Below are 23,854 nucleotides of genomic sequence, written 5' to 3' on the forward strand. Positions count from 1 at the left end.
CCTTGGAAATGGCAGAGCAGACCGAGGTTTGACCATGTATAGCGACGGTCGAAGTCAGGCCGTCGCTAACCGGCCAAAAGCGACCAGTCGTAACGGGCAATCATCGGCCAACTATTTAGTGCTTCACAATCACCCAGAGCAAGAATAGAGTAAAGATTACTACCTAATAGGTATTCTACTCTACATGAATAGTTGGCTATCTCTGATCATCGCCTTGCCGACCGCTAACGCCACAGAGCGGATGCGTGCCTGGCGTGCCCTCAAGAGCAGTGGCGCAGCGGTACTGCGCGATGGTGTCTATTTGCTGCCTGATACTCCCGCCTGCCGGGAAGCGTTGGAAGCTGTTGAGCGCGACGTGCTGGGTAGCAATGGCACGGCCTTTCTGTTGCCCATCAATGATCCGCAAGGCGAGCGCTTTATCGAGTTGTTCGACCGTAGCGAGGACTACGCCAAGCTGCGCGTCGAGATCGAGGCGTGCCAGGCTCAACTGACTTCGGATAACGCCCTCACTAGCACCAAGCAGGTACGCAAGCTGCGCAAGGCATTTGCGCAGCTTGCGGCCATCGACTTCTTCCCTGCGGCAGCGCGGAAACAGACCGACACGGCCCTCAAAACACTTGAAACGGCCATCAGTCGGGCACTTTCGCGGGATGAGCCGAGCAGTCAGGATCAGCCTATCGAACAGCTGGATCGCCGCGACTACCAGGGCCGCCTCTGGGCTACGCGCAAGCGGCCCTGGGTCGACCGCCTGGCCAGTGCCTGGCTGATTCGGCGCTGCATCGATCCGAGAGCCCGCATTCTCTGGTTGGACACACCGAATGATTGCCCTGCTGACGCGCTGGGCTTCGATTTCGACGGTGCGACCTTTAGCCATGTCGGCAGTCGCGTCACCTTCGAAACCCTGCAAGCCAGCTTTGCACTGGTCGAGCCAGGCCTAAGCCGCATCGCGGCTCTGGTGCATTACCTGGATGTCGGTGGCGTTCAACCCGCTGAGGCTGTTGGCATCGAGCGTGTATTGGCCGGGCTGCGCGAAACCATCCTCAATGACGACCAGTTGCTAACGGCTGCTTGCGCCATCTTCGATGGGTTGCTGGCGGCATTTGTGAAAGAAGAGACCCCTGATGAATGAAACCACACTGCCGCCTGTAGAGCAGGATCTGCCACGTGCCGAGCCTGTCAGTTTGTTCCAGGCTTTTCTGTTCTGGCTCAAGCTCGGTTTCATCAGTTTCGGCGGCCCAGCCGGACAGATCTCGATCATGCACCAGGAGCTGGTGGAGCGTCGGCGCTGGATCTCTGAGCGGCGTTTTCTGCATGCGCTGAACTACTGCATGCTGCTGCCCGGCCCGGAGGCCCAGCAACTGGCCACCTATATCGGCTGGCTGATGCACCGCACCTGGGGTGGTGTGATTGCCGGGGTGCTGTTTGTGCTGCCCTCGCTGTTTATCCTGATCGCGCTGTCGTGGGTCTATATCGCTTTCGGTGATGTGCCGGTGGTGGCCGGACTGTTCTATGGGATCAAGCCCGCCGTGACCGCCATCGTGGTGCAGGCCGCTCATCGCATCGGCTCCCGTGCCCTGAAGAACAACTGGCTGTGGGCGATAGCTGCCGCCTCGTTTGTGGCGATATTCGCCCTCAACCTGCCGTTCCCGCTGATCGTGCTGGTGGCCGCAGTGATCGGTTATTTCGGTGGGCGTTTCGTCCCAGAGAAGTTCAGCATCGGCGGTGGTCATGGCGCGGCCAAGCAGTCTTACGGCCCAGCGCTGATTGATGATGAAACCCCGACACCGGAACATGCGCGCTTCCGCTGGCCACGACTGCTCTTGCTGGCAGCGATAGGTGCAACGCTGTGGGCGTTGCCCATGGGGCTGTTGACCGCTCTATTCGGCTGGGAAGGCACGCTGACGCAGATGGGCTGGTTCTTCACCAAGGCCGCACTGCTGACCTTCGGCGGTGCCTATGCGGTACTACCCTATGTCTACCAGGGTGCAGTCGGCCACTACGGCTGGCTGACCCCGACACAGATGATCGACGGTCTGGCTCTGGGTGAAACTACGCCAGGGCCACTGATCATGGTGGTGGCCTTCGTCGGTTTTGTCGGTGGCTACGTGCAGCAGGTATTCGGTGTCGATCAGGCCTTCTTGGCCGGTGTCGTGGCCGCCAGCCTGGTCACCTGGTTCACCTTCCTGCCGTCCTTCCTGTTCATTCTTGCGGGCGGCCCGCTGGTGGAATCGACCCACAACGAACTGAAGTTCACCGCGCCGCTGACGGCCATCACCGCCGCCGTGGTCGGGGTAATCCTCAATCTGGCGCTGTTCTTTGGTTATCACGTGCTCTGGCCGCAAGGCTTCGAGGGGGCTTTCGACTGGCCTTCGGCGCTAATTGCCCTGGCGGCAGCGGTAGCCTTGTTTCACTTTAAACGCGGTGTCATCCAAGTGCTGATGGCCTGTGCTTTGGCCGGACTGGTGGTACACCTGCTGCAAAACTGAGAGGTAGAAGATGAGCAGAATCTCGATATGCGAACTGGCGGAATGGCAGGCAGCAGATCGGGCGTTCACTTTGCTGGATGTGCGCCGTACGAGCGTGCGGCTTGCCGATGCCGAAGAAATTCCCGACGCACACTGGCGTGATCCCGAGGCTGTCTTCACCTGGAAAGATCAGGTTTCACGGGACAGGCCAGTGATTGTCTATTGCGCCAAGGGGCGTGAAATCAGCCAGGGCATCGCCGCCACATTGGAGGCCATGGGCCTGGATGCTCGCTTCTTGATCGATGGCTTTGCTGGCTGGTACGGCGCTGGCCGGCCCACCCGTAGCATATCGAGGTAGTGGATCTCCGCCGATATGACGCGATAGTCGCTGGCACTAGCCGAGCGAGCGGATCATGTGTAGTACGGCCAGATGCCCGGGGTAGAACCAATAACCCCAGCGCTTGACCGGCCAGACCCTGAACTGGCGCAGTCGGCGCAGCAGCCACAACCCAAGCAAGGGTGCGACAAACGCAGTGATCACGATCAGCAAGGTATAGGGCTGCAATTCCCACTCGGCGAGCCAGCGGTTGCGACTATTGGCCAGTACGCACAGTGCGGCAGGCAATAGCCACACAAGCCCTGGGCGCTGAATGGCCAGCAGCAACGCTGCCGGCAGCAGTGCGCCGAAAACGCCGTACATCAGGCGCTCTTGCATCAGCACCGCGACAGTCACGCCGGCCAGAGCCAGGATCAAACCGTCGCGACCACGGTGATGTGCTCCCCAGGTGATAAGCAGGCCCAACAGCAGCGAAGGCATAACGTTGAGCGTGCTGCTGTCGTTAGAAAGCAGGCGATAGGGCAACTCCGAGATCACTGCAAACGCAGTCATCCAGCACATGTAGCGAACGTTGTTATCGGAATACAGCTCACCTGTTTGCGAGCGCGCGACATTGGCGGCGATCCCCAGGCAGAACATTGGAAAGGCTAAGCGCCCAACGATGAACAACCATCCGTTGTCAGGCCAGATGTAGCGCAGGTGATCCAGCAGCATGGTCAGCATCGCCAGCCACTTGATCAGATCCAGGTTGGTGTCGCGCTTCTGCAGGCTCACCCAAACCACCCAAGCGTCATGGCAGCTAGTGCCAGATAGCGAGTGGTCTTAGCCAGCATCACGATCAACAGAAAGCTCCAGAAGGGTTCTCGCATGACACCCGCGACGACTGTGAGTGGATCACCAATGATCGGCACCCAACTGAGCAGCAGTGACCAGCGACCGAAGCGGTGATAAGCCTGCTGAGCCTTTTCCAGTTTGCCCTCGCTGACGGGAAACCAGCGCTTGTGTCTGTAGCGCTCGATAGAGCGACCCAGCAGCCAGTTCAGTACCGAGCCCAGTACATTACCCGTGGTGGCGACCGCCAGCAGCGCCCAGACCGCATAGCGGTCAGTCAGCAGCAACCCGACCAGCACCGCCTCCGACTGCATGGGTAGCAACGTGGCAGCACCGAAGGCAGCGAGGAACAGGCCGAAATAACCGGATAACTCCCACATCGGCTAGGCGTTCAGGCCGATCCAGCCGTGGAAGCCGACGTAAACCCCCACACCAATGATCAGTAGGCTGGACAGGTAAGGAGCGCGACGGGCCACAGCACCCAGCCAGGGCCAACGATTGGATGCCTGGCGTGCGCCGATAGCAGCGGCTGCACCAACGGTAACCAGAGTTATAGCCAGACCGATGCTGAAACACAGCACCAGGACGGCACCCAGGGTGACTTCTTTCACTTGCAGGCAGAGCAGCAGCACGGTGATCGCTGCCGGGCAGGGAATCAGTCCGCCAGTCAGACCGAACAGGATGATCTGGCCGGTGGTGACATTGCGATTGCTGAAGCGTTTACGGATGTCGTTGGCATGCGCTCGCTCATGGGCATCCTGGTAGCCCTCCAGCGACAGCTCTAGCCCCTCCAGCTCGGAATGATCATGCTCATGACGGTGGCTTTGCTCGCGGAACTCCAGGTCATAGTCGTGGGAGTGATCAGCATGGCCGAGGCTCAGGCGCGCAGTGAACTCATGGGGCTCGGGAATATCGTCCAGTGACTCTAGGTAGTCACACCGGTCGACGAAGCGAAACTGCTGGGCCAGGCCATCGGGGCGAGTCGTCAGCAAGCTTACTTCAGCAGCCGGCCAGGCATGACCACTCAAGGTCTTCAGCCGCCAGCGCGGAGGGGCGCCTTCTTCGAAGATCGACAGCTCGATACGCCCGTGCCCTGTGTCGATACGCTGCGTTTCATCGTGGTGGTGATGGTCGTGTTGATGCTCATCACCTTCCTCGAAGCGCCACATCTGCTCGCCACGCCAGGTGCGCCAGAGCATCCACAGGGCGATGGTGATAATGATTACGGCGGACGCTAGCTGGAAATAAGGCTCGGTAGTTTCGGCATCCAAATTCTGCCCCAGGTACATGCCGCCCATGGCCACCAGCCAGACTACGGCGGTGTGCGAAAGCGTTGCGGCAAGGCCTAGCAGAATGGCCTGCTTCACCGTGCCACGAATGGCCACGATAAACGCCGCCATCATGGTCTTCGAGTGCCCAGGCTCCAAGCCGTGCAAAGCACCCAGCAGAATGGCGCTGGGGAAGTACAGCCAGGCCTGCGAGCCCCCCTGTTGCAGCAATTCGGCGAAACTCGACATGGGAGGGGCCTAGAGGTACTTGGTGATTTGCTTGAAGTCTTCGAGTGAAGCGCGCTCGCCTACCGCAAGTGCTTCGACTGTATGTTCCAGACAGTGGTCGATATGGTCTTGGATAAGCACACGCTTGGCCTGGCAGACGGCTTTTTCCACGGCATGTAGCTGCTGAGCAATGTCGACGCAGGCCCGGCTGTCTTCAATCATGGTGACGATGCTGCGCAGGTGGCCCTCCGCACGCTTCAACCTTTTGATGATGTCGCCATGACTTTGGTGCTGGTGGCCGTGTTCGTGATCGCTCATGCCTTGAGTCTCGTGCGTCGATGAATTACGCTCCCATGCTATCCCCCTGGGGGGGATATGGTCAAACCGGCTACCTCTCCATAAAAGCCACTCGCTTAGGCATCGAAAGAACCACAACATGCTCAGCAATCCCATTAGCACCAAGGTGATTTTTGCCCTTGCTCTCGCCATATTGCTGGCTTGGGCCGGGCATACCTCTGCGCTGTTTATGGGATCGAGCCAGCCTTCCTTGAGTGGAAATGACAGTGCTCATTCGCATGCGCATGGTGATGAGACGCAGGCCTGTGCTGCGTACGGGGATCACTGCCACTCGCCGCTGACAGCCGACCACTTGCATGAAACACCGCATCTGACCGCGCTGCTGAGAATAAGCACGCTGCCAGAACGTGCGCAGCCGATACTCGCCCCTCGCTACTCCATTCCTCCAAGCCCGATCTTCCTGATCGAGCGGCCACCGCGCGCCACATTCGTGCTCTGACACAGGCCGCTGTGCGGCCCAAGCCCCCTTTAATTTAGGACTCAACCATGCATTCGCTATCTATGGGCGCAATGGACTCATCTGTCGTGCGTCCGAATCGCTCGTTACTACTGTTGCTGCTTTTCACGGCATTGCTGTTTCTAGGCATGCCTGAGGCGCTGGCCCACGCCGTTGCCGAGGGCGACAAGGGCTTTATTCAGGAAAGCTCCGGGGTGATGGTGCTGCCGTTTATCTACATGGGCGCTAAGCACATGATCACCGGCTACGACCACCTGCTGTTCCTCTTCGGAGTGATCTTCTTCCTCTACCGCCTGAAGGATGTTGGGCTCTACGTCACCCTGTTCGCCGTGGGCCACACAGTTACGCTGTTGTTCGGTGTGCTGGCAGAAATCAGCATCAGCTCCTATGTGATCGACGCCATCATCGGTTTCTCGGTGGTGTACAAGGCGCTGGATAACCTGGGCGCATTCCAGCGCTGGTTCGGCCATCAGCCGAACACCAAAGCGGCCACGCTGATTTTCGGCCTGCTGCATGGCTTTGGTCTGGCGACCAAGATTCAGGAATACGAGATCTCGGCAGATGGCCTGATCACCAACCTGATCGCCTTCAACGTCGGCGTCGAAATCGGCCAGCTCCTGGCCCTGAGCGCCATCCTGATTGTCATGGGCTACTGGCGACGCACCGCCAGCTTCTGGCGCCATGCATATACCGCAAACGTCGCCATGATGAGCGCCGGTTTCCTCTTGATGGGTTACCAGCTCACCGGCCTGATCGTCTCTCAGTAAGGAATTCTCAGCATGTTCAATACCAAGCTTCCGACCCAAAGCGAATTGCCTACCAGCCGCCAACTGTTGCGCTCCACTGTGATCGCCGTGGGCGTTGCCGCAGCCTTACTGGTCACTGTAGTGATGCCTTCGGAGTACGCCATCGACCCAACGGGCGTTGGCCGCTTACTCGGCCTGACCCAGATGGGCGAAATGAAGAAAACCCTGGCCGAAGAAGCGGCTGCGGATGCAGCGGTTCAACCCGCTGCGGCCCCCGTTGTGCAAGCCCCCGTGCCTGTTCGGCCGGTAGTTCAAGAGCAAGTCGCGGCAGTGCCTGTGGCTGAACCAGCCGCAGAGCCACAGCCAGCCCTGAAGTCTGACGAGATAACCGTCACCCTGAAGCCAGGTGAGGCCAGTGAAATCAAGCTGGAGATGCTGAACAAGGCCACGGTCAGCTACGAGTGGGCAACCAATGGCGTACCGGTCAACCACGACACTCATGGCGAGCCTTACAACGGCCCCAAGGGCTACTACCACAGCTACAGCAAAGCCAAGCAGATCAAGGGTGACAAAGGCGAGTTCACCGCCATTTTCGACGGCACACACGGTTGGTTCTGGCGCAACCGCAGCAACCAGGACGTGACCATCACGCTGAAGACCAAGGGCGAGTACCTGAGCGTCAAACGCGTTATCTGAGGCACATAGCCCCTGCGTCAGCCGGCACAGGGGCTTCTACTTTCATGATCGAAACAGAAAGGATTACATGATGAAAAGCACAACTACCCTGAGTCGCTCCCTGCTGTTGGTTTGTCTGCTTGGTCTGCTGTCGGCCTGTGGCGGCGGCGAGCCGGAAACCCAGTCCGAAGTCGAAAGCCACGGTCACGCTCACGACTAAGATCTGAAACGCTGTGTTGTCACGAGCGAGGAGCCTACTTGTTCGTGACAATCAGCAAATGCCTCTTCTTCTCGGCTACCGCTACATCATGCACTTTAGGTGTGACTGCTTTTGGCCGATTCTGTTGAAAAAGTAGGTTTAGCGGCAGCAAGGCGGTCGGATGTACCTGCTGTCGAAGTGGCTGCAAGCCACTTCAAGTTACCTTTCGGCGTTTCACTGAGCGTCCTTGCTCAGGTTTGAGGGTTAATTCGAGGGTTTCTGCTCGCCACAGGCGTACCTATCCCGTGAGCGGTGGCCCTTGAGGCAAAAGCTTGGCCATGCGGCGCAGGTTCTGCACCATCGCAGCCATGGTGAATTCGTCAGTGGCGCCTGTCAGGCCACGCAGTCGTAAACGGTCGAGTTTCATGATCCGTTTAAGATGGGCGAAAAGCATCTCCACCTTCTTCCGTTCGCAACGTGAGACGAGGTATTCCGGTGTCTTGGCGATGCGTCGAGCCACATCGCGGGCAGCCTCATGGATGCTGCGAACGATCTTCCGATTCGGTGTGTTGGGGCAGCATTTCGCTTTCAACGGACAGGTGACGCAGTCGGTTTGGCTGGAGCGGTAGATGATGGTGTTGGCCTTGGTTACCCGCGATCTTTTCTGGGTGAAGGCGCGCCATTCACTGCGTAGCGGTTTGCCGGTTGGGCAGCGATATTCATTGGCTTCCTGATTCCAGTGGAAGTCGTTACTGGAGAGACTGTCGTCCTTGCGCTCAGTCTTGTCCCACACCGGCACATGCGGCTCGATGTCCTTCTCTTCGACCATCCAGGCCAGCATCGGGGCAGTGCCATAGGCGGTGTCGCCGATGAGGCGTTCCGGTGTGAGGTCGAACTGCGCTTCGACACGCTCGACCATCGTCCTGGTCGAGTCGACTTCGGTGGTACGGTGCGCCGGGGTCGCTTCCACATCCATGATCACACCGTGCTCAGTGTCGATCAGGTAATTTGTGGAGTAGGCAAAGAAGGCCGGGCCGCCTGGTGCTGCTGTCCAACGGGACTGAGGATCGGTGAGCGAAATCTTCTTGGGAAGAGCCTCAGCCAACGCATCTTCATCAAGTGCTTCGAGGTACTCGCGCACGGCGCGGCTGCTGAGCTTTGGATCGCTCCAATCGACTTCATCTCCCACCACCCCACGTTGCCGGCTGGCATCCGCCTTGATGATGCTGGCGTCGACGGCGAAACCTTCGCCCTTGACTAGGCCGGCTGCCATGCAGCGCCGCAGCACTTCATTGAACAACCAGCGGAACAGATCGCTGTCACGGAAACGGCCATGGCGATTCTTCGAGAAGGTCGAGTGATTAGGTACTTCGTCTTCCAGACCCAGCCGGCAGAACCAGCGATAGGCCAGGTTCAGGTGCACCTCTTCGCACAATCGCCGCTCGGAACGAATGCCATAGCAGTAGCCGACGACCAGCATGCGCACCATCAACTCCGGGTCAATCGAGGGGCGCCCGATGGGGCTATAGAAATCCGCCAGGTAGGCACGCAGATCACTGAGATCCAGGCACTGGTCGATGCTTCGCAGGAGATGTTGGGCCGGGACGTGATCTTCCAGATTGAACGAGTAGAACAGGCGCTGCTGTCCTCCCGGTAACTGTCCCATCATGCTGTTCGCCTCCACGCCCGCTGACAAAGCAATTTTGCCAACGGCATGGGGAGGTCGCTACTTTTTCAACAGAATCGGCCGATTTCTGCCTGTCGTAACTGGCAGAAATTGGCCAGTTGCAGCTTGGCAGGGATACACGCCCGCTCGCTGTAATCTGCTTCTAACAAGTCGACCTTGTTCCGCTCAGGGTCAAGGCTGCCGTCGTCATCTATCGTGCATCCTTTGCATGTTATGTTTTTCTGCGATCCGTCGGTCATCTGATGCGAAGCTGGGTCACAGCGTGAGCCAGTTCGCCCAGTTTTCGTATATTTCCGACGGTAGAACGGTCTGAAATCGAATCCCGGGTGCTCAGCGATCGGTCACCATTTGGCTCTTACAAAGAAGAGAGCCTTCGTCATGAGCAAAGAAGCACAAACGATAGTCACCCTGCTGGATCAGCAGTACGAGCAGCTGCTTACGGACGCGAGATGCTTGGTAGCAAGCTATGTGGATACGTCCATGAAGCTGTACAAAAAGACCGGGGTCAAATCTGTTGTGGCCGGCGTATCAATCAAGCAGGTGAGCCCGAATGCGTATTCGATCTACTGGTGCAAACTGGTGCCGCTGCAAGGACAAAAAAACAAATTCGCGCCCCTGACTATTGCCAAGGGGAATGGCAAACATAAATACCCGGCTTCCTCGTTTGAGTTTGTTGAATACCCATACCGTCACCTCGTTCTGCAAGTTGAGGGGCGACTTGCAGAGATTCGCCGCGTTGCGAGCGAGAATCGTCAGCTACGTCGTACGTTGGTCGCTTATGAGAAGAAGCTGTCTAGATACCAAGCGCTTAATCATGGCGACCTCTATTCGGCAGGGTAGCGGCTGAGTACCTATAAGCAGTGCCTAACAGATTTGACCCGATTGTAAATCCCGAAAGCCCCGTGCAGCTTGGTCTGGCGGGGCTTTCTCGTATCAGCAGTGAACTACGGCGAGATACATTGCTGCGCTTGATCAGGGAAGGCGACGGGTTCGAGCTATAAGCAGTGTAGGGCGCTAAATCTACTCGCCGTCAGCCAGCAGGCCCATACAGGCAGGGGCGGAGGCCGTATTTGCTATTAGCAGTGACGCTTGCGACCAAGTCAGCCGGCCAGCTTTGACCTGTATTAGTAGTGAAAGGCTTCACTTTCATAAAATAAACATTGGTAGGTGCCGTTCCTGCTGGTACCTGTGTCGCGCAGCGGGTGGTGACGGTAACGCGCTACCCCTCGCTGCCTCGCTGCTGTTCGAATGCAATGCGGTTCATTACGCAGATGGGGATGGGGTAGCCCTGGATGTGGGTCGTGAGAGCCTCGTTGCCTGCGATCACCATGATGCAGGATAGGCCTCTGCGGAAGCGCATCCCTCGTCCCGAGTAGTTGCGCGGGATGATCTCCCATGATTCGTCGTCGTAGTAACAACCAACGATTTCTGACCAGCGTAATTGGATGCCCGCGCCCATGATGCCTACTGGGGCCAGGCAGAAAATTTCTACCTGGGTTTCCTGCCCAAGAGGTACAGCGTAAATCCGACCGTTTGGTGCAATAGGTGGGAAGTACTGCCCGTTACCAAGGTGACGAAATTCCATGATGCTGCTCCGGTTAGATGAGGTCGCTAAACACTCTCCGGTAGCTTTCGGAAAACCCAAGATGAGATGCTGCCCATGAGTCCGCGCACGGGTTTTAGCGTACTCGGCAAGCTAGCTCGCCACACGGAGGGCGTGCATGTTGCAGATCTAAACGCTTCGGCGCTCCGGTCACTTTCGCTAGGGTGCGGAAATTGACAGCCCTTCCGAAGTCATCCCATGACCTCATAGGCTTGGGAAAATACTGCGTATCGCAGCGGTAGTGTGCCTTGCCGATGGATTTGGGTAAGCGCCCGCTGCCAAGGGGCAGCGGACAGTTTGTTGCAGGTATCTGGCCGTTCCGCTGAGGGCTCAATCGTCGCCGTGCTTCTTGTCCAGGTACGCTGCGACCATATAGCCAATTACACCTGCGATAGTCAGCGCACTGATGACGGCAAGCACGGCATATACAAGCAATTCAAAACGATCCATACCCTGACTCCTTTAATTCGAGCTCTGCCAAGGTTAAGGGCGTCTGATCTAATCCCAAATCTGCTGTGTGATGGCTTAGCGATTGGTACCGGCGGCTTCCTTCCTCAGGTTGGCTCGGGCACCAACGTACGCATCAGTTTCCCAGATACGCATATTCCCGAGCTCGTAGGCGACGTGATTCCGGGCCTCCAGATCCTCATCTTGGGGAGCTTTGCCCCCAAGAATCGGGGCGTGGTGACCAGACAATCGCCAGTAGAGCTCGCAGGCATATGCCGCGCGACAATCATCAATGTTTAGTCCGTGAGAAAGTAAAAGCTCTTGAGCTGCAGGTAGGTTCTTTAATTTCCATGTACACCAAGCTGCTGGTGTCGCGTGGCTGCTGCCCTGAAGCTTTTGAAATGCCGCGGCCTTCTTCAAAATTAAAATTTGCTCAGGAGCAGAGATATTAATGATCCGATGCTCATGTTTATCTTTGCTGAACACATAAAAGATGTTTTCTTCTTCGGCGTCCTTGTGAGCATCTTCTGCGTCGAAGAAAAAAGCCTCAAGCAATGACATGCCGAGGTATCGAACTGACCTGATTAATGTTGCTAGCTGCTCTGAGTGGAGAGCCTGAATATCCACCATCGCGGTTTCAAACTTAGTACGGTCAAGACTGCGCGGTACGGTAATCCGTGCATAGCTTGGAAAGCCAAGACGGCTACCGACGTTAGCCGCTGCGCCTTTCCAGTGCCCATTAGTTGCGAAGCCCATCACTACATATACAGTCTCAAGCAGGCCCGACACGCTTTGTAGTGGGAGATTTCCTTGGTATGTCTGGATATAGAGCTCTTCCCCGTACTCCCTCACCAATTTTTTATTGACGAATTCCAAGATGTCTACCTCATGAGACTCGTTGGCATAAGCACTAAACTGCGCCCATTGCTGGTCGTGGATCATGGCCTCGTGCTGACTGAGAAGCCCGCGCCGGACTGCCTCCCTGAGAATTGCCGAACCGGCCTTGGTCAAGTCCCGATCAAAATGTGCGTGGAAACTCTGCTTCATGGTCATTCCTCCATTCAGCTCAGGTGCTGAGCTGCTGAAGGAAATGTTGAGCGAGGAAAAATATTCTGGGGTTCGGTTTCGGTCGCTTTCAGCGCCTGAAATTGACGAGCGCATCCGTCCAATAAACGGTCGTTTATGGCACACCTATTCCAGATGATCTTTTGGGCTTGGGATTTACCGCTTTCCTGTCACTTTTCCCGTACCGAAATCAGTGTGAGAAAAACGTATGGGAAAGCGGATTGGGTACGCCCGAGTGTCGACTGATGATCAGAATCTCGACCTGCAGCGTGATGCACTTGCCCTGACTGGATGCAACGCAGTTTACGAGGAGACCATGAGTGGTAAGTCAGCAGATAGGCCGGAGTTGGGGCACTGTCTCAAGGCTCTGCGCAGTGGCGACACTCTGGTCGTATGGCGACTGGATCGCCTTGGCCGCTCCTTGCCTGACTTGGTTGGGATCGTCAGTCGGCTGGAGCAGGAAGGGGTGGGGTTCGAGTCGATCAACGAGCGAATCGAAACCACCAGCGCCGCCGGCAAGCTGATCTTTCATGTGTTCGCAGCCCTGGCCGAGTTCGAGCGCAACCTGATTCGAGAGCGTACCCGCGCAGGGCTGGCGGCGGCTCGCGCTCGAGGACGTAAAGGTGGTCGTAAACCTGCGCTGGAAGAGGCTCAAGTCCGCGAAATAAAGGCTTTGCTCAAAGATCCACAGATTCAGGTTGGCACCGTAGCCAAGCGATACGGGGTATCGAGAACAACGCTGTATCGATACGTCGGTAAGACCGGGCCGAGATAACTTGCACCTGGCAGCACACGAAACTGCGACCAGGGGATTATGAGCGTCCTAGAAGCGCTGTAAGCCAGTGAGCAGATACAGTGAGCTAAACGTAGCGTCGTATATGGCTTTTGGGGTGGTTGAGCAAAAACTGTACAACCTGAGCACTCTACCGTCAGTGTCCCGTGTTGTTGCCGGGAAACGGTCTTAGGTAGCTTCGGGTTTAAAAGCTTCGCCAGGCAGCTATTGAGCATCAGGGGCACGAAGGTTGACAGATACCATAATTTGCACAAAAATGCCGGTTGACAGTATCTATGTTTTGCACGCTTTTATGGAGAGGCCCATGCCCCCGATCCAACACCCGAGTGAGCTGGAACCGAAGCTGAAGCCGGAACACGTCGAGCTGATCTGCAATAACGCTCTGGATGCGGCTTACCGTGCGTTGGAAGTCACCTCTACTGATGACGATACCAACTGGACTATGGGAACACTTCCGTATGGCCGCGTCCACGGCCGGTTCAAACGCCTGCACGGCGATCCGGCCCTTCCGTGGCTGCTGCTCACTAACCGCACCATGGACTTCACTCTGAGTGTGAATGGCGTGCTGATGCAGGTGGTAATGGACGATCCCGAGGTCAGAAAGAAAGGGTATCGACTGCAATCCAACCGAGTTGAGCTTTACCAGGCTAGCCTGCTGGGGCCTGCGATCGACAAGAACATTACCTGGCGTTTGTATGTCGATACTGACGGCAACTTTGACGGGCCGACGCTGACTGCTTCGATTCTGGGCTTCGATACCAACCGGAACCTCGTATGTAAGTGGGTGCATGACTACGTGCCTCTGTTTGCTCCTCGTACCACCGAGCTTCCACAAGAGGTGGCAATCGATGATCCATTAGTCGCTCGTCGGGACAAAGATGCAGACCAGAACGCAACACGAGATGCTGATCCAGTAAATGAATGACAGAACAGGCTTTCTGCCTCTTGGCGACGAGTTTTCGCCCGACAAGCTCCGTCTCGCTAGATGCGCGGCGGGGCGTTCGCTCGCCGATATCGGAGAGCTCTTGGGCGTTACCCGGCAATACGCGCACAAGCTGGAAGTCAATGCGATTCCTTCGGGCACCCAACTCGCCCAGCTATCTGAAGCCTTGGGCGTGCGCGAGAGTTTTTTCTTCACGCCACGACGCGGTTCGGTGGAGTTGGAGCAATGCCATTTTCGAAGCGTCCGATCCTCCTCGCAGACTCTCAAAAAGACCATTGCGGCTCAGGTCGAGATGTTTGAGCTGCTGATTGACGAGTTGGATAAGGAAGTTGCCTTTCCTGCAGTGAGTTTCAGCATGCTTGAGGAGCCGGTATCCGGTATCAACAAGATCGAGCAAGTTGCTGAAAAATTTCGCCGTGAGCAAGGCCTGGGGATTGGCCCCCTGTCTAGTGTGACCAAGCTGGCCGAAAAAGTTGGTGTGCTGGTGGTGAATCTGGCCGAAGCCGATGACAAGGTCGATGCGTTCTCGCTGTCCAACAAACGACCGTTGATCGTGAGGAACACCGCAAAGGTGAATCCATGCCGGCAACGTTTCGACCTTGCTCATGAAATGGGCCATTTGGTGATGCACCAAGGCATTGAGACCGGTTGCCGCCTTACTGAGGATCAGGCTAACCAGTTTGCCAGCGCTTTGTTGATGCCCCGGGCAAGTTTCGCATCAGAGTTTCCCCCTATGCGAGGCAAGTACCTGAACTGGCCGGCACTCAAGGAAATGAAGCTTCGTTGGAAGGTAAGCTTCAAGGCGCTCATTTTCAGGGCTCACACCCTTGATCTGCTTACTGCCGAGCAAGCTAAATCGGGCTTCACGTACCTCAATCGAAAGGGTTTCACGAAGCACGAGGAGTTTGACGAGTTGATCCCTATGGAGTCGCCTATGCTGGTACAGAGGGCGATCAATCTCCTGGATTACAGTACCTGGAAGCGGGTGTTGACAGCTGCCGGGCTTACGGCAGAGATGGTGACCAGGCAGTACATGCTGGATGTACCGTCATCTCCTTTGCGACTGGTCGAGGCTAACGTAGGTTAAGTCGCGCTGAAGCTGTCCACTGCAACCCGCATGCCGGCACTCACATGGATGCCGCGTATGCCAGTCGCGGGGAAGACCTTATGGGGGAGGCGCATATGGCACTGTGGGTGCGTGGGCATTCACATACAGCCGTCGACTAAGAAGTGGCGGGCACGCGTATGGTCTGCAACCCTCGGGGATATCCGGGCGAAGAGACTGGCTTCCGCCCGGATTTGATCATCACTATTTAGCCGTTGCGCATACCCAGCGCCTCAGCTGACCAGGCGAGCCGTTTGTGGGTCATACGCTACACCGGTAATAGACCCATCCCGAATGCGCTCAACCGCTTCATCAATCACATGCAGCGGCACTAGGAACCATTCCCTTGGCTTAACCGGATTGCCGAAGCGGTCTTCGATGGTTAAGTCCAGCTGCGCTGCGCCAAACAGGCGGTGGAAGATGTTTTCCAGCCGGGTACGGTTCAGGTTGTGAAGCTTGTAAGTCGCGACCACTTCCACATCGGCCAGCAGGTAGGTGGCATCCTTCGCGGCCGCCGCGATACGGGTTTCCACTCGGCCGCCGGTTACGCCGATCTTGTGGATCAGCTCGCGGTGCTCGGCTACGAATGGGTGGCTGGACTGGCTGCGCAGCACATAGATAGTGCCAGTCTCGATGTCGTCCGGCTCGGTTATGTCGCTGAATAGCGGGCCGGAATCTACCTTGATGAGCCGAGACCCGGCACGGCCGTCACTGTCTTTGTAGAGCGCCCGCTGCAAGGACCGTAATAGCAGATCGCTTTCCGTCTCATTGGAGTAGATGACGCGCAAGCGCCCATTTGTCTCCGCATTCGGCGTCCTGTAGGTGTCGCCCACTTCGGCAACATAGGCGATCAGTCCGCTCAAAATGAAGAAGTCCCCTGCTTCGATGCTGGCGTTCTTGCCAAAGGGCTTGGTTACCCACGATTTTTGTTTGAGGCCCGCTTCCACCTCATCAAACAGTGGCTTAAACCTCTCGAAGTCTTTACACGGGTTCCGGGCGGCAATTTCTTCTGCCGCCTTTATTGCCGCACTGGATCGCACATGCCGCAGCACGGTGATGTCGTCCTGATCGACGGACTCACTGCCGATGCCGAGCTCAGCGAGTAATGCGTCCTCATCCAGGTCGTCCACATTTACTGCGGCGGCCGCAGTACCTGACAGTAGGCCGTGACTATCAAAGCCTGCCAGTAGGGTTTGTGCCTCCGGCAGCTTGCGCAGCTGATCCAGGCGCACGGCATACAAACGCTCGAAGATGTCGCAATCCTCGCCATGCAGTGGGGCGCGGCCGTGGGTTTGATAGAAACGCTGAATGTCCTCGAAGCCAGCGATGATGCGTTCTTCGCGAGGGGTTCGGGTTGTTATCTTGAGTGAAGGGACTTCTATCCCCAGCGCATTCAGCAGCTCGTCATCGTTCATTTCAGCCATTGGCAGAGCCCTCCTGTGCCTTCGCTTGGGCACGATAGCGTGCGAAAGCTACCATGCCCTCGGCGATAGTCTTTTCCCAGGCGTCGGCGGAGTTGATGTCAGGCAGGCGGCCACGCTCGTTCTTGAACTGCAGGGCACGTTTTGCCAGGTCTCGTGCTTCGTCTTCGGGAATGCTCACCTTTTTGGCCGCAATGCTGGCCTGAACCTGACGCAGGGACTTTTCGTCCATCGCCTTCGCCAGTACCGCATAGGCGGCGTCGAAGGGGTTGATGCGGTCGATTAGATCAATGTCCAGCTCGCGTACGTTAATGAACTTGCGCACGCCATCCAGCAGAGCAGTGCTGCCTTGTAAGGTGTCACTCCCGTTGGCGTCGGCCTGAGCCAACATCAACTTGGCCTGCTGGGTAATGTTCATTGCGGCGATAGCGTGTTGGCGGATGGCTTCCTGGTCGACGTCGCTCAAATCGGGGTAACGCTCGCGCACGATTTTCCCCATGCGCAGTTGGGTCAGCTCTTCCGGCAAGGTATTTTCCTTGTCGAATAGGCCGCGTTCCAGCACGGTTTTGTCCTGCAGGAAGCTAGTCACTACTTCGTTCAAATCTTCTTTGCAGATGCGCGTGGCTTCAGTGCTTTGCGGCGTGGTCAGGCCATTGATCTCAACATGGAACTGGCCTGTGGTTTCATTCACGCCCAGGTTGGTGCCGCCCGGTTGATAGCCTTCACCATCGTTGTAAACAAAGCCCTCTTTCTCCCCGTGGTTCCTCGGGGTGAATTCATAGCGCGGAGCAAGCACCTGTTCCATCAGCAGGCTGGCGGAAATGGCTTTGAGCATATCGTTCACCGCCTCGGCAACGGCAGCTTGATCGGCCATAGGCTCGGCGATCAGGTTGGTGAAACGCGAGCGCTCCTTACCCTCGGCATCCCGCGTGGCACGGCCAATGATTTGTACGATTTCGGTCAGGCTCGAACGGTAGCCGATGGTCAGCGCATGCTCGCACCAGATCCAGTCAAAGCCTTCCTTCGCCATGCCCAGCGCGATGATTACATCCACGTTGTCGCGGTTGTTCTTCTGTGCCGGATCTTTCAGTGCGCCGAGCACTTTGGAGCGTCTGGCCGCGTCGCTGTCATCTACCAGGTCGGCCACTTTCAGCGTGCGGCCGTCCTTGGCTTTGATCAGGTGGAAGCCGGTCGCCGGGTCGACACCCTGCCAATCGCCCAGCGAACTCATGATCTCGTTGACCTCGCGTTCCTTGTCTTTGAGGCTCTCGCGGGCATTTACGTTTGGAATGTGGACGATGGTTTTCAGCGCCGGGTCCAGCACCTTGGCGACCGCATCCACGTACCTCCCAGTGTAGAAGAAGTAGCCAATATCCAGCGACTTGAGCCAGCGATAGCCGTTTAGCTGCTCGTAGTAGGTGTACGTCACCGTCTCAAACTTGTTCTCTTCCGACGGGGCCAGCACGGCCGCGCTGTCGCCACGGAAGTAGGAGCCGGTCATGGCAACGAGGTGTACCTTGTCGCGGTTGATGAACGCGCTCAGTTGGCTGCCCAGTTTGTTGTCTGGGTTGGCAGAAACGTGGTGGAACTCATCGATGGCAATTAGGCGGTTGTCGAACGCGTCGATGCCCAACTCTTCCACGGCAAAGCGGAAGGTGGCGTGGGTGCAGACCAGCACCTTGTCGCTGCTGTCTAGGAAGGCGCGCACGGCGTCCACCTTGGACTTGGCCACACGCGGCTCATCGATGCCTGGGGCATTGCACAGGTTCCACTGCGGAGCCACCACCCAGTCCCAGTAGAAACCATGCTGGCTCAGCGGCTCATCGGCAAAGCTGCCGCCAATGGAGCGCTCGGGCACTATGACGATGGCCTGTTGCAGGTTCTGGTTATGCAGCTTATCCAAGGCGATAAACATCAGTGCGCGAGACTTGCCCGATGCGGGGGGCGATTTGATCAGCAGGTACTGTTCGCCGCGCTTGGTATAGGCGCGCTCTTGCATGGTGCGCATGCCCAGCTCATTTGCCTTGCTGGATGCCCCAGTGTGCGCTGTAGCAATGGATACCGACGGCACCGTGTAGCTGTTGGTCGGGTTGGTGGTGTTCGTCACTGTGATTCGTCCTCCATGAGGGTGCCGTCGCCCGCCAGTTCACGTTCGATCTGTTCAATGCTGGGCAAGCTGGTTTGCAATTCTGCAGGCAGAGATTCGAGCAATTTGTACTCGGCAATGCCCATGGGCTGGGTCTTATCGCCCAGCGCATATTCCGCCACGATCTTGTTTTTGCTCTTGCAGAGCAAAAGGCCGATGGTGGGGTTGTCGTGTTCATCTTTGACCTGGCGATCCACCGCAGTCATATAAAATCCAAGCTGGCCCAGGTGCTCGGGCTTGAACTTGCCGGCTTTGAGCTCGATCACCACATAGCAGCGCAGCTTGAGGTGGTAGAACAGCAAGTCAATGAAGAATTCGTCGCCGCCTACATCCAGCACTACCTGCCGCCCGACAAACGCAAAGCCTGCGCCCAGCTCCAACAGAAACTCGGTGACGTGTTTGACCAGGGCGTGTTCGATTTCGCGTTCCTGCGCCTCATCGCGCAGGCCGAGGAAGTCAAACCGATACGGATCTTTCAACGACTCGCGGGCCAGGTCCGACTGCACCTTGGGCAAGCTGACGTCGAAGTTAGTGACCGCCGTGCCACTGCGCTCCAACAGGCGGGTTTCGATATGGATGTTCAGCACATTGCGTGACCAACCGTGCGCAATCGCGCTCTGGGCATAGGCCAGGCGCTGCTGTGAGTCTTTTAGCCGGGTCAGCAGTACCAGGTTGTGCCCCCAGGGCAATTGTCCAACAGCCTGTTGGACAATTGCGGCATCCGGCCAGGCCTCGGCAAAGGCGCGCATATACATCAGGTTGGCGCGGGAAAATCCCTTCATCTCAGGAAAGGCGGTGCGCAGGTCATGGGCCAGCCGCTCGATCACCTTGGCCCCCCAGCCCTGCTGTGCCTGCCGGGTCAAAATATCGTTGCCGATCTGCCAGTAGAGCAGCACCAGTTCGCGGTTTACCGCCAGCGTGGCGCGCTGCTGGGCGCTATGGATGCGGCCTTTGAGGTCTGCTAACCACTCGCCGTAGCCCTCGGGTGGTGTGGTCAGGCTAGCAGGGGTGTCGTTCATGCCATTTTCCCTCGTAGCTTCTTCGGCGTGGCCTTTGCTGTGTCTGCTGTCATCTTGGTGTAGAGATCAAACAGCTTCTCCAGTCGTTCGGTGTCGTTCTTGAAGCGACGACCGATATAGATACGCTCCAGCACTTCATCGTTGTGCTCGTGGGCACGGCGAAGGTTCTCAGGCATGGTGTCTGGGTCATACAGGTCGGCGATGGTGGCGGGGAAGTGTGCTTCGCGGGCCAGCAGAATATCTTCAGCGCAGCGGGTCAGGTCGACCTTGTTTTGCTCTGTGAGCCTCGGCACTGGGAAGGTGTTCCAGCCAAGTGTGTTGGAGTAGCGGAAGTCCGTTTTCATTTTTCCGCAGACGGTGCCAATCCAAACGAGGTGCAGGCGGGAGGCGATGAGGGCCATGTTCCAAAGTGGGGCGTCGTAGAGGGCAAGTGCAAGATTTGAGACGCGCACGTCACTCGTCAGCAAACCGCAAGGGAGATAAGCGCGGCGCTCCGACGAGACGCTTGGAATGATGATGGTGTGGTCGTTTCCGATGATAGTCCGTTCAAACTTGTAGGGTGTGTCGAGGCCGGCACGGCCACGTTCACTGCCATGCAGACGATATTCTCGTATGCGGTCAAGCCTCGCCTTGATGGGCGGAATTGAAAAGGCGATCTGCGCTTGTTCGTCAGTTATCCAGAGACAGTACCGTTCTAGGCCATTGATGAACTCTTTGGAGCCAAGGATCGGCTTTATTAGAGGCGCTGCCTCAGGATAAGAGTCCAGCAAATCCCTTGCCTCATCGGGCGTGAGCAACAGATTTCCCTGATCTCTCGGGATGTTCCCGCCAAACATGGTCGATACACCAGAGATGGGATCATTCGCCCGCTCGACGATGATATTTTTGCCGGGCGCGAGATATAAGTTGATGCTTTCAACTTCTTTTCGCTCTTCACCGTCGAAGATGTATTTCTGTTTGACGCCTAAATTGGCCACGCCAACAATTATGCAGGTGACTTGCGCGTTCCTAGCAGCGTTGTTACCCCAGAGAAAAGCTTTGTGGCCAAAGAAAATCTCTTGCCCCGCCATGACTATTCTCGGCCACACCAGCGGAACCTGAACACCTTGGCAGATAGAGTTCGTAGAAACGAAGGCGAATCGGCCTCCGCTGCGAATGTAGTCTGATGCTTTCCAAAGCCACCCAGTGATATAATCGACAGCGCGCACGTCTTTTTTGGTAAGGCTTTTTATGTCGCTCTTCTGCTCTTTCGATTGATATTTGTCGCCAATATACGGCGGGTTACCGCAGATGTACGTCTCGCCTCCTTCGTTTTCGAAGGCGATTTCAGATTGGTCCAATGGCACGTCGAACAAATCGTTCGCTGCCAGCTTCACGCTAGTCCCCGTCGGCGGGCACACCGCCAACCAATCCAGCCGCAGCGCATTGCCGCAGACAATCCAATTCTGTGAGTCTAACGGTAGAAATTCAGCTAAAGCATCCTGCTGCCCGCGATACAACACATCGCACTGAAACTCAGCAATGATAAGGGCCAGTCGGGCAATTTCTGCCGGAAAGTCGCGTAGCTCGATGCCGCGGAAATTGGTCAGCGGTATTTCGGACTTATTGTGAGCTTCGCCCCGGCGACGATTGATCTCCGCCTCGATATCGCGCATCTGCTTGTAGGCAATGACCAGGAAATTGCCGGAACCGCATGCTGGGTCAAATACGCGGATGCGCGCCATACGCTTGCGCAGGTTAAGCAGCTTGGCCTTGTTGTCGCCCGCTGCCTCCAGCTGAGCACACAGATCATCCAGAAATAGTGGGTTTAATACTTTCAGGATGTTGGGCACGCTGGTGTAGTGCATGCCCAGTGCGCCGCGCTCTTCATCATCGGCCACGGCCTGAATCATGCTGCCGAAAATGTCTGGGTTGATTTTTTGCCAGTTCAGGTTGCCGGCGTGCAGCAGGTAAGTACGCGCCATGCGCGTAAAGCGCGGTACTTCAGTGCTTCCAGAGAACAAGCCGCCATTCACATACGGGAATTTGTTGGCCCAGCCAGGCAAGCGCGGTTCTGCACCGGCACGCTCGGCCAACTTGAGGTTCATAGCGCGGAAGATTTCCGACAGCACCTGGGCGGTGTTGGAGCCGTCGCGCTCGCTGTAGTGCTCAACCGTCGTGGTAAACAGTCCGTCGCCAGTGAAGATATCTGTGTCTTCAGCAAAAAAGCAGAACACTAACCGAGACATAAAATGGTTCATGTCATGGCGGCGTTCGGTCTTGGCCCAGTCCGGGTTCTCGTTCAGCAGTTCGACGTACAGCTTGTTCAGGCGGCTGGTGGCACGCACGTCGATGGGGTTGTCTTTGATCTCCTTGATGGTGGAGATGCCGGCCAGCGGCAGCAGGAAGCCGAAGTGGTTGGGAAAGTCAGGGTAGTCGCAGGTGATGGTTTCACCCGTGATCAGTTCTTCGGCCTCCAGCGTTTGCCCGTCGGTGGAGAGGATGAACTTGGCTTTAGCTTTTATGGTGGCCGGGCTGGCGCGCAAGGCCTTGAGCGTTTCGCCCACGGTGCCAGGCTCGCATGCGGCGATATGAATGTTGCTGCGCAGTAGTACGCCGCCAGGTACATCCGAGGCGTTGTTGTTGCCAGCGCGCAGGCGCTTGAGCGCGGTTTCCTTGTTGCCGAATGCGGCCAGGAAGGTGAACGGGAACTCCGCCGCGTCAAAGGGCTCTAGGGCCAGGTCCGAAATGGCGGACTCAATTTCTACTGCATTCATGGTTTACCACTGTCCAGATCGCTGATGCGCGAAGGCGGCGATTTTAGCCGCTAAAATTTTTGGGCGAGGGTCACATCCCGGCCGGCACATGCCGCTCTGTCGGCCTGGCGTCAGCATCGCAACTCAGCTCTGCTCAGTCGCCTCGGTTTATGCTGGATGCCACTGGATTCGACAGCCGAGCGCCCTGAGCCAGTGAATGGGGAATCAATCATTACACGATGCCGGGGATGATAAAGGAAGGCGCTTCTGCAATGCGAAAAAGCGGCAAATGGGCTGGTGGGTTTCGTCGAATCGAGCTTACGGTAGCTGCCCGTAACCCAAAATGGCTTCGGGGCTTTCACTCAGGAGGTTGCGTCGCCCCCAGAACTACTCTTTTTTATTTTATCTTTCTTTTTAGCGGCTCAGCCTGAGCTGTATTCCAACGCGACGGAGCTCTAGGTGAGCTCCATCCAGATGGTACACAGCTCAGGTTGATACGTGTCACTCTGAGCTGTGTATAAGATCACCACGGCGATTGAGGTTTCTACGCAGCGTTTCTCGAATGCCGGCTGGCAGTCGATCTAGGTCGGTGTGCAATGAGCCTAAATCGATCTGGGAATTACCACCTGCCAGATTGATTTGTATATTCAGACGCTCGATATTCAGTGTTCGCGTACTTGCGAGATCGCCAGCGATCATGGCTTTTTTAAGCTCAGTAACGGTCTGCTGGGCGCGGTCCGGCACGTAATCCCAGGTTACTACGGTATGTGGTAAGCCGGCCTCAGTGACCTGGACCTTTTCGCGTAGCATGTAGTGATTGGATCGGCCGAACTTTTTCTTTGCAATGAAACCTGCTTTTTCGAGAACCCCTAATGCCCGTTTGACCTGTGCCTGACTGACTCCAGACTGTTCGGAAATCCGTTGGATGCCCGGTTTCGATAATCCATGGTCGAAATTGGCGTGTGCCTTGATGACGGCATAAACCGTAAATGCATGGGGCCCGATTCGGGCGACATCACCCTGATCGATCATGGCCCTAAAGACATGAAACCACTGAGTCTGTGCGCGCAGTGGGGCGGAGGTGTTAGTCATTGTTATGCCTCCCACGTAACTGTACGCGCGGCCGGCTCAGGATCCAGGCAGATATCTCCGTGCTGAGCCAGCCAACCGATCTGCTGCTGCCTAGATCATATGGAGCAGGGAATTTTCCCGCTGCTATGTCGCGATAGATCGTGGATCTCTTTTTCCCGACAGCGAGTTCAACCTCGGGCAGGCGAAGGAAGCGCGGTTCCTCTGGGCTGGGTGCAATAGTTTGTGCTGACATTTA

General features: G+C 56.8%; 24 protein-coding genes. 11 read left to right on the forward strand and 13 right to left on the reverse strand.

Annotated elements, in window-relative coordinates:
• Window positions 1-184: 184 nt before the first annotated feature.
• Genes ACSSNI_RS20960 through ACSSNI_RS20970 form a run of 3 tightly spaced genes read left to right on the forward strand, consistent with a single transcriptional unit; the run spans window position 185 to window position 2,823 of the window.
• Window positions 185-1,129: a chromate resistance protein ChrB domain-containing protein gene (locus tag ACSSNI_RS20960; protein WP_042924881.1), complete on the forward strand. Its 945-nt coding sequence runs from the start codon at window positions 185-187 to the stop codon at window positions 1,127-1,129.
• Window positions 1,122-2,486 (forward strand): chromate efflux transporter, encoded by a 1,365-nt coding sequence (gene chrA / locus ACSSNI_RS20965; RefSeq protein WP_042924883.1) that lies wholly within the window; start codon window positions 1,122-1,124, stop codon window positions 2,484-2,486. Before ACSSNI_RS20960 ends, chrA begins: the two co-directional genes overlap by 8 nt.
• Window positions 2,487-2,496: 10 nt before the next feature.
• A complete protein-coding gene (locus ACSSNI_RS20970; protein ID WP_042924886.1) occupies window positions 2,497-2,823 on the forward strand; it encodes a rhodanese-like domain-containing protein in 327 nt (108 codons plus the stop codon).
• A 36-nt stretch (window positions 2,824-2,859) separates the two neighbouring features.
• Here ACSSNI_RS20970 and ACSSNI_RS20975 read toward each other — a convergent pair whose 3' ends face one another.
• The 4 genes from ACSSNI_RS20975 to mreA are packed head-to-tail and all read right to left on the reverse strand — an operon-like array spanning window position 2,860 to window position 5,447.
• Window positions 2,860-3,585 carry a TraX family protein gene (locus tag ACSSNI_RS20975; RefSeq protein WP_081262884.1) on the reverse strand — a complete coding sequence of 242 codons (726 nt, stop codon included), beginning with the start codon at window positions 3,583-3,585 and terminating at the stop codon, window positions 2,860-2,862.
• Complete coding sequence (locus ACSSNI_RS20980; RefSeq protein WP_042924888.1) at window positions 3,573-4,013, reverse strand: YqaA family protein; 441 nt, start codon at window positions 4,011-4,013, stop codon at window positions 3,573-3,575. The genes ACSSNI_RS20975 and ACSSNI_RS20980 overlap by 13 nt, the downstream gene beginning before the upstream one ends.
• Before the next feature lie 3 nt (window positions 4,014-4,016).
• Entirely contained in the window at window positions 4,017-5,150 is a 1,134-nt protein-coding gene (locus tag ACSSNI_RS20985; protein ID WP_042924890.1) for a nickel/cobalt efflux protein RcnA, read from the reverse strand.
• A gap of 9 nt (window positions 5,151-5,159) precedes the next feature.
• Window positions 5,160-5,447, reverse strand: a complete 288-nt coding sequence (mreA, locus tag ACSSNI_RS20990; RefSeq protein WP_042924893.1) for a metal-sensing transcriptional repressor MreA — start codon at window positions 5,445-5,447, stop codon at window positions 5,160-5,162.
• A gap of 118 nt (window positions 5,448-5,565) precedes the next feature.
• Here mreA and ACSSNI_RS20995 point away from each other — a divergent pair, with 118 nt between their 5' ends.
• The 4 genes from ACSSNI_RS20995 to ACSSNI_RS21010 all read left to right on the forward strand — a co-directional run bounded on the left by ACSSNI_RS20995 (window position 5,566) and on the right by ACSSNI_RS21010 (window position 7,584).
• Window positions 5,566-5,925 (forward strand): hypothetical protein, encoded by a 360-nt coding sequence (locus tag ACSSNI_RS20995; RefSeq protein ID WP_042924896.1) that lies wholly within the window; start codon window positions 5,566-5,568, stop codon window positions 5,923-5,925.
• Between the two features lie 47 nt (window positions 5,926-5,972).
• Complete coding sequence (locus ACSSNI_RS21000) at window positions 5,973-6,710, forward strand: HupE/UreJ family protein (RefSeq protein WP_042924899.1); 738 nt, start codon at window positions 5,973-5,975, stop codon at window positions 6,708-6,710.
• 12 nt (window positions 6,711-6,722) lie between these two features.
• The gene (locus tag ACSSNI_RS21005; RefSeq protein ID WP_042924902.1) at window positions 6,723-7,385 is read left to right on the forward strand and encodes a hypothetical protein; all 663 of its coding nucleotides are present in this window, start codon (window positions 6,723-6,725) and stop codon (window positions 7,383-7,385) included.
• Between the two features lie 70 nt (window positions 7,386-7,455).
• Window positions 7,456-7,584: a hypothetical protein gene (locus ACSSNI_RS21010; protein ID WP_256044860.1), complete on the forward strand. Its 129-nt coding sequence runs from the start codon at window positions 7,456-7,458 to the stop codon at window positions 7,582-7,584.
• A 277-nt stretch (window positions 7,585-7,861) separates the two neighbouring features.
• On the opposite strand, the gene ACSSNI_RS21015 is transcribed toward ACSSNI_RS21010, so the two are convergent.
• Window positions 7,862-9,232, reverse strand: coding sequence for an IS1182 family transposase (locus ACSSNI_RS21015; RefSeq protein ID WP_014818820.1), 1,371 nt, complete (start codon window positions 9,230-9,232; stop codon window positions 7,862-7,864).
• Window positions 9,233-9,628: 396 nt separating this feature from the next.
• Between ACSSNI_RS21015 and mobI the strand changes: the two genes are divergently transcribed.
• Window positions 9,629-10,090: a conjugative transfer protein MobI(A/C) gene (gene mobI, locus ACSSNI_RS21020; RefSeq protein ID WP_045429914.1), complete on the forward strand. Its 462-nt coding sequence runs from the start codon at window positions 9,629-9,631 to the stop codon at window positions 10,088-10,090.
• Window positions 10,091-10,469: 379 nt separating this feature from the next.
• Here the strand turns inward: mobI and ACSSNI_RS21025 are convergent, their stop codons facing one another.
• Together ACSSNI_RS21025 and ACSSNI_RS21030 are read right to left on the reverse strand one after the other, a co-directional pair.
• A complete protein-coding gene (locus tag ACSSNI_RS21025; RefSeq protein ID WP_042926707.1) occupies window positions 10,470-10,835 on the reverse strand; it encodes a hypothetical protein in 366 nt (121 codons plus the stop codon).
• 543 nt (window positions 10,836-11,378) lie between these two features.
• Entirely contained in the window at window positions 11,379-12,347 is a 969-nt protein-coding gene (locus tag ACSSNI_RS21030) for a hypothetical protein (protein WP_042926705.1), read from the reverse strand.
• Between the two features lie 226 nt (window positions 12,348-12,573).
• Between ACSSNI_RS21030 and ACSSNI_RS21035 the strand changes: the two genes are divergently transcribed.
• The 3 genes from ACSSNI_RS21035 to ACSSNI_RS21045 all read left to right on the forward strand — a co-directional run bounded on the left by ACSSNI_RS21035 (window position 12,574) and on the right by ACSSNI_RS21045 (window position 15,188).
• The gene (locus ACSSNI_RS21035) at window positions 12,574-13,140 is read left to right on the forward strand and encodes a recombinase family protein (protein ID WP_042926704.1); all 567 of its coding nucleotides are present in this window, start codon (window positions 12,574-12,576) and stop codon (window positions 13,138-13,140) included.
• Between the two features lie 322 nt (window positions 13,141-13,462).
• Window positions 13,463-14,083: a hypothetical protein gene (locus tag ACSSNI_RS21040; protein ID WP_042926703.1), complete on the forward strand. Its 621-nt coding sequence runs from the start codon at window positions 13,463-13,465 to the stop codon at window positions 14,081-14,083.
• Entirely contained in the window at window positions 14,076-15,188 is a 1,113-nt protein-coding gene (locus ACSSNI_RS21045; protein ID WP_042926702.1) for a helix-turn-helix domain-containing protein, read from the forward strand. Before ACSSNI_RS21040 ends, ACSSNI_RS21045 begins: the two co-directional genes overlap by 8 nt.
• Window positions 15,189-15,439: 251 nt before the next feature.
• Here the strand turns inward: ACSSNI_RS21045 and ACSSNI_RS21050 are convergent, their stop codons facing one another.
• The 6 genes from ACSSNI_RS21050 to ACSSNI_RS21075 all read right to left on the reverse strand — a co-directional run bounded on the left by ACSSNI_RS21050 (window position 15,440) and on the right by ACSSNI_RS21075 (window position 23,851).
• The gene (locus ACSSNI_RS21050) at window positions 15,440-16,630 is read right to left on the reverse strand and encodes a GIY-YIG nuclease family protein (protein ID WP_042926699.1); all 1,191 of its coding nucleotides are present in this window, start codon (window positions 16,628-16,630) and stop codon (window positions 15,440-15,442) included.
• Entirely contained in the window at window positions 16,623-18,734 is a 2,112-nt protein-coding gene (locus tag ACSSNI_RS21055; RefSeq protein ID WP_042926697.1) for a DEAD/DEAH box helicase, read from the reverse strand. The genes ACSSNI_RS21050 and ACSSNI_RS21055 overlap by 8 nt, the downstream gene beginning before the upstream one ends.
• Window positions 18,731-19,792, reverse strand: a complete 1,062-nt coding sequence (locus ACSSNI_RS21060) for a PDDEXK nuclease domain-containing protein (RefSeq protein ID WP_042926695.1) — start codon at window positions 19,790-19,792, stop codon at window positions 18,731-18,733. The genes ACSSNI_RS21055 and ACSSNI_RS21060 overlap by 4 nt, the downstream gene beginning before the upstream one ends.
• Entirely contained in the window at window positions 19,789-22,548 is a 2,760-nt protein-coding gene (locus ACSSNI_RS21065) for a class I SAM-dependent DNA methyltransferase (protein WP_042926692.1), read from the reverse strand. Before ACSSNI_RS21065 ends, ACSSNI_RS21060 begins: the two co-directional genes overlap by 4 nt.
• A gap of 480 nt (window positions 22,549-23,028) precedes the next feature.
• Window positions 23,029-23,619: a helix-turn-helix domain-containing protein gene (locus ACSSNI_RS21070; RefSeq protein ID WP_042926691.1), complete on the reverse strand. Its 591-nt coding sequence runs from the start codon at window positions 23,617-23,619 to the stop codon at window positions 23,029-23,031.
• Window positions 23,612-23,851 carry a helix-turn-helix transcriptional regulator gene (locus tag ACSSNI_RS21075; protein WP_081262886.1) on the reverse strand — a complete coding sequence of 80 codons (240 nt, stop codon included), beginning with the start codon at window positions 23,849-23,851 and terminating at the stop codon, window positions 23,612-23,614. Before ACSSNI_RS21075 ends, ACSSNI_RS21070 begins: the two co-directional genes overlap by 8 nt.
• Window positions 23,852-23,854: the final 3 nt, after the last annotated feature.

Source organism: Stutzerimonas tianxiuensis (assembly GCF_053470365.1).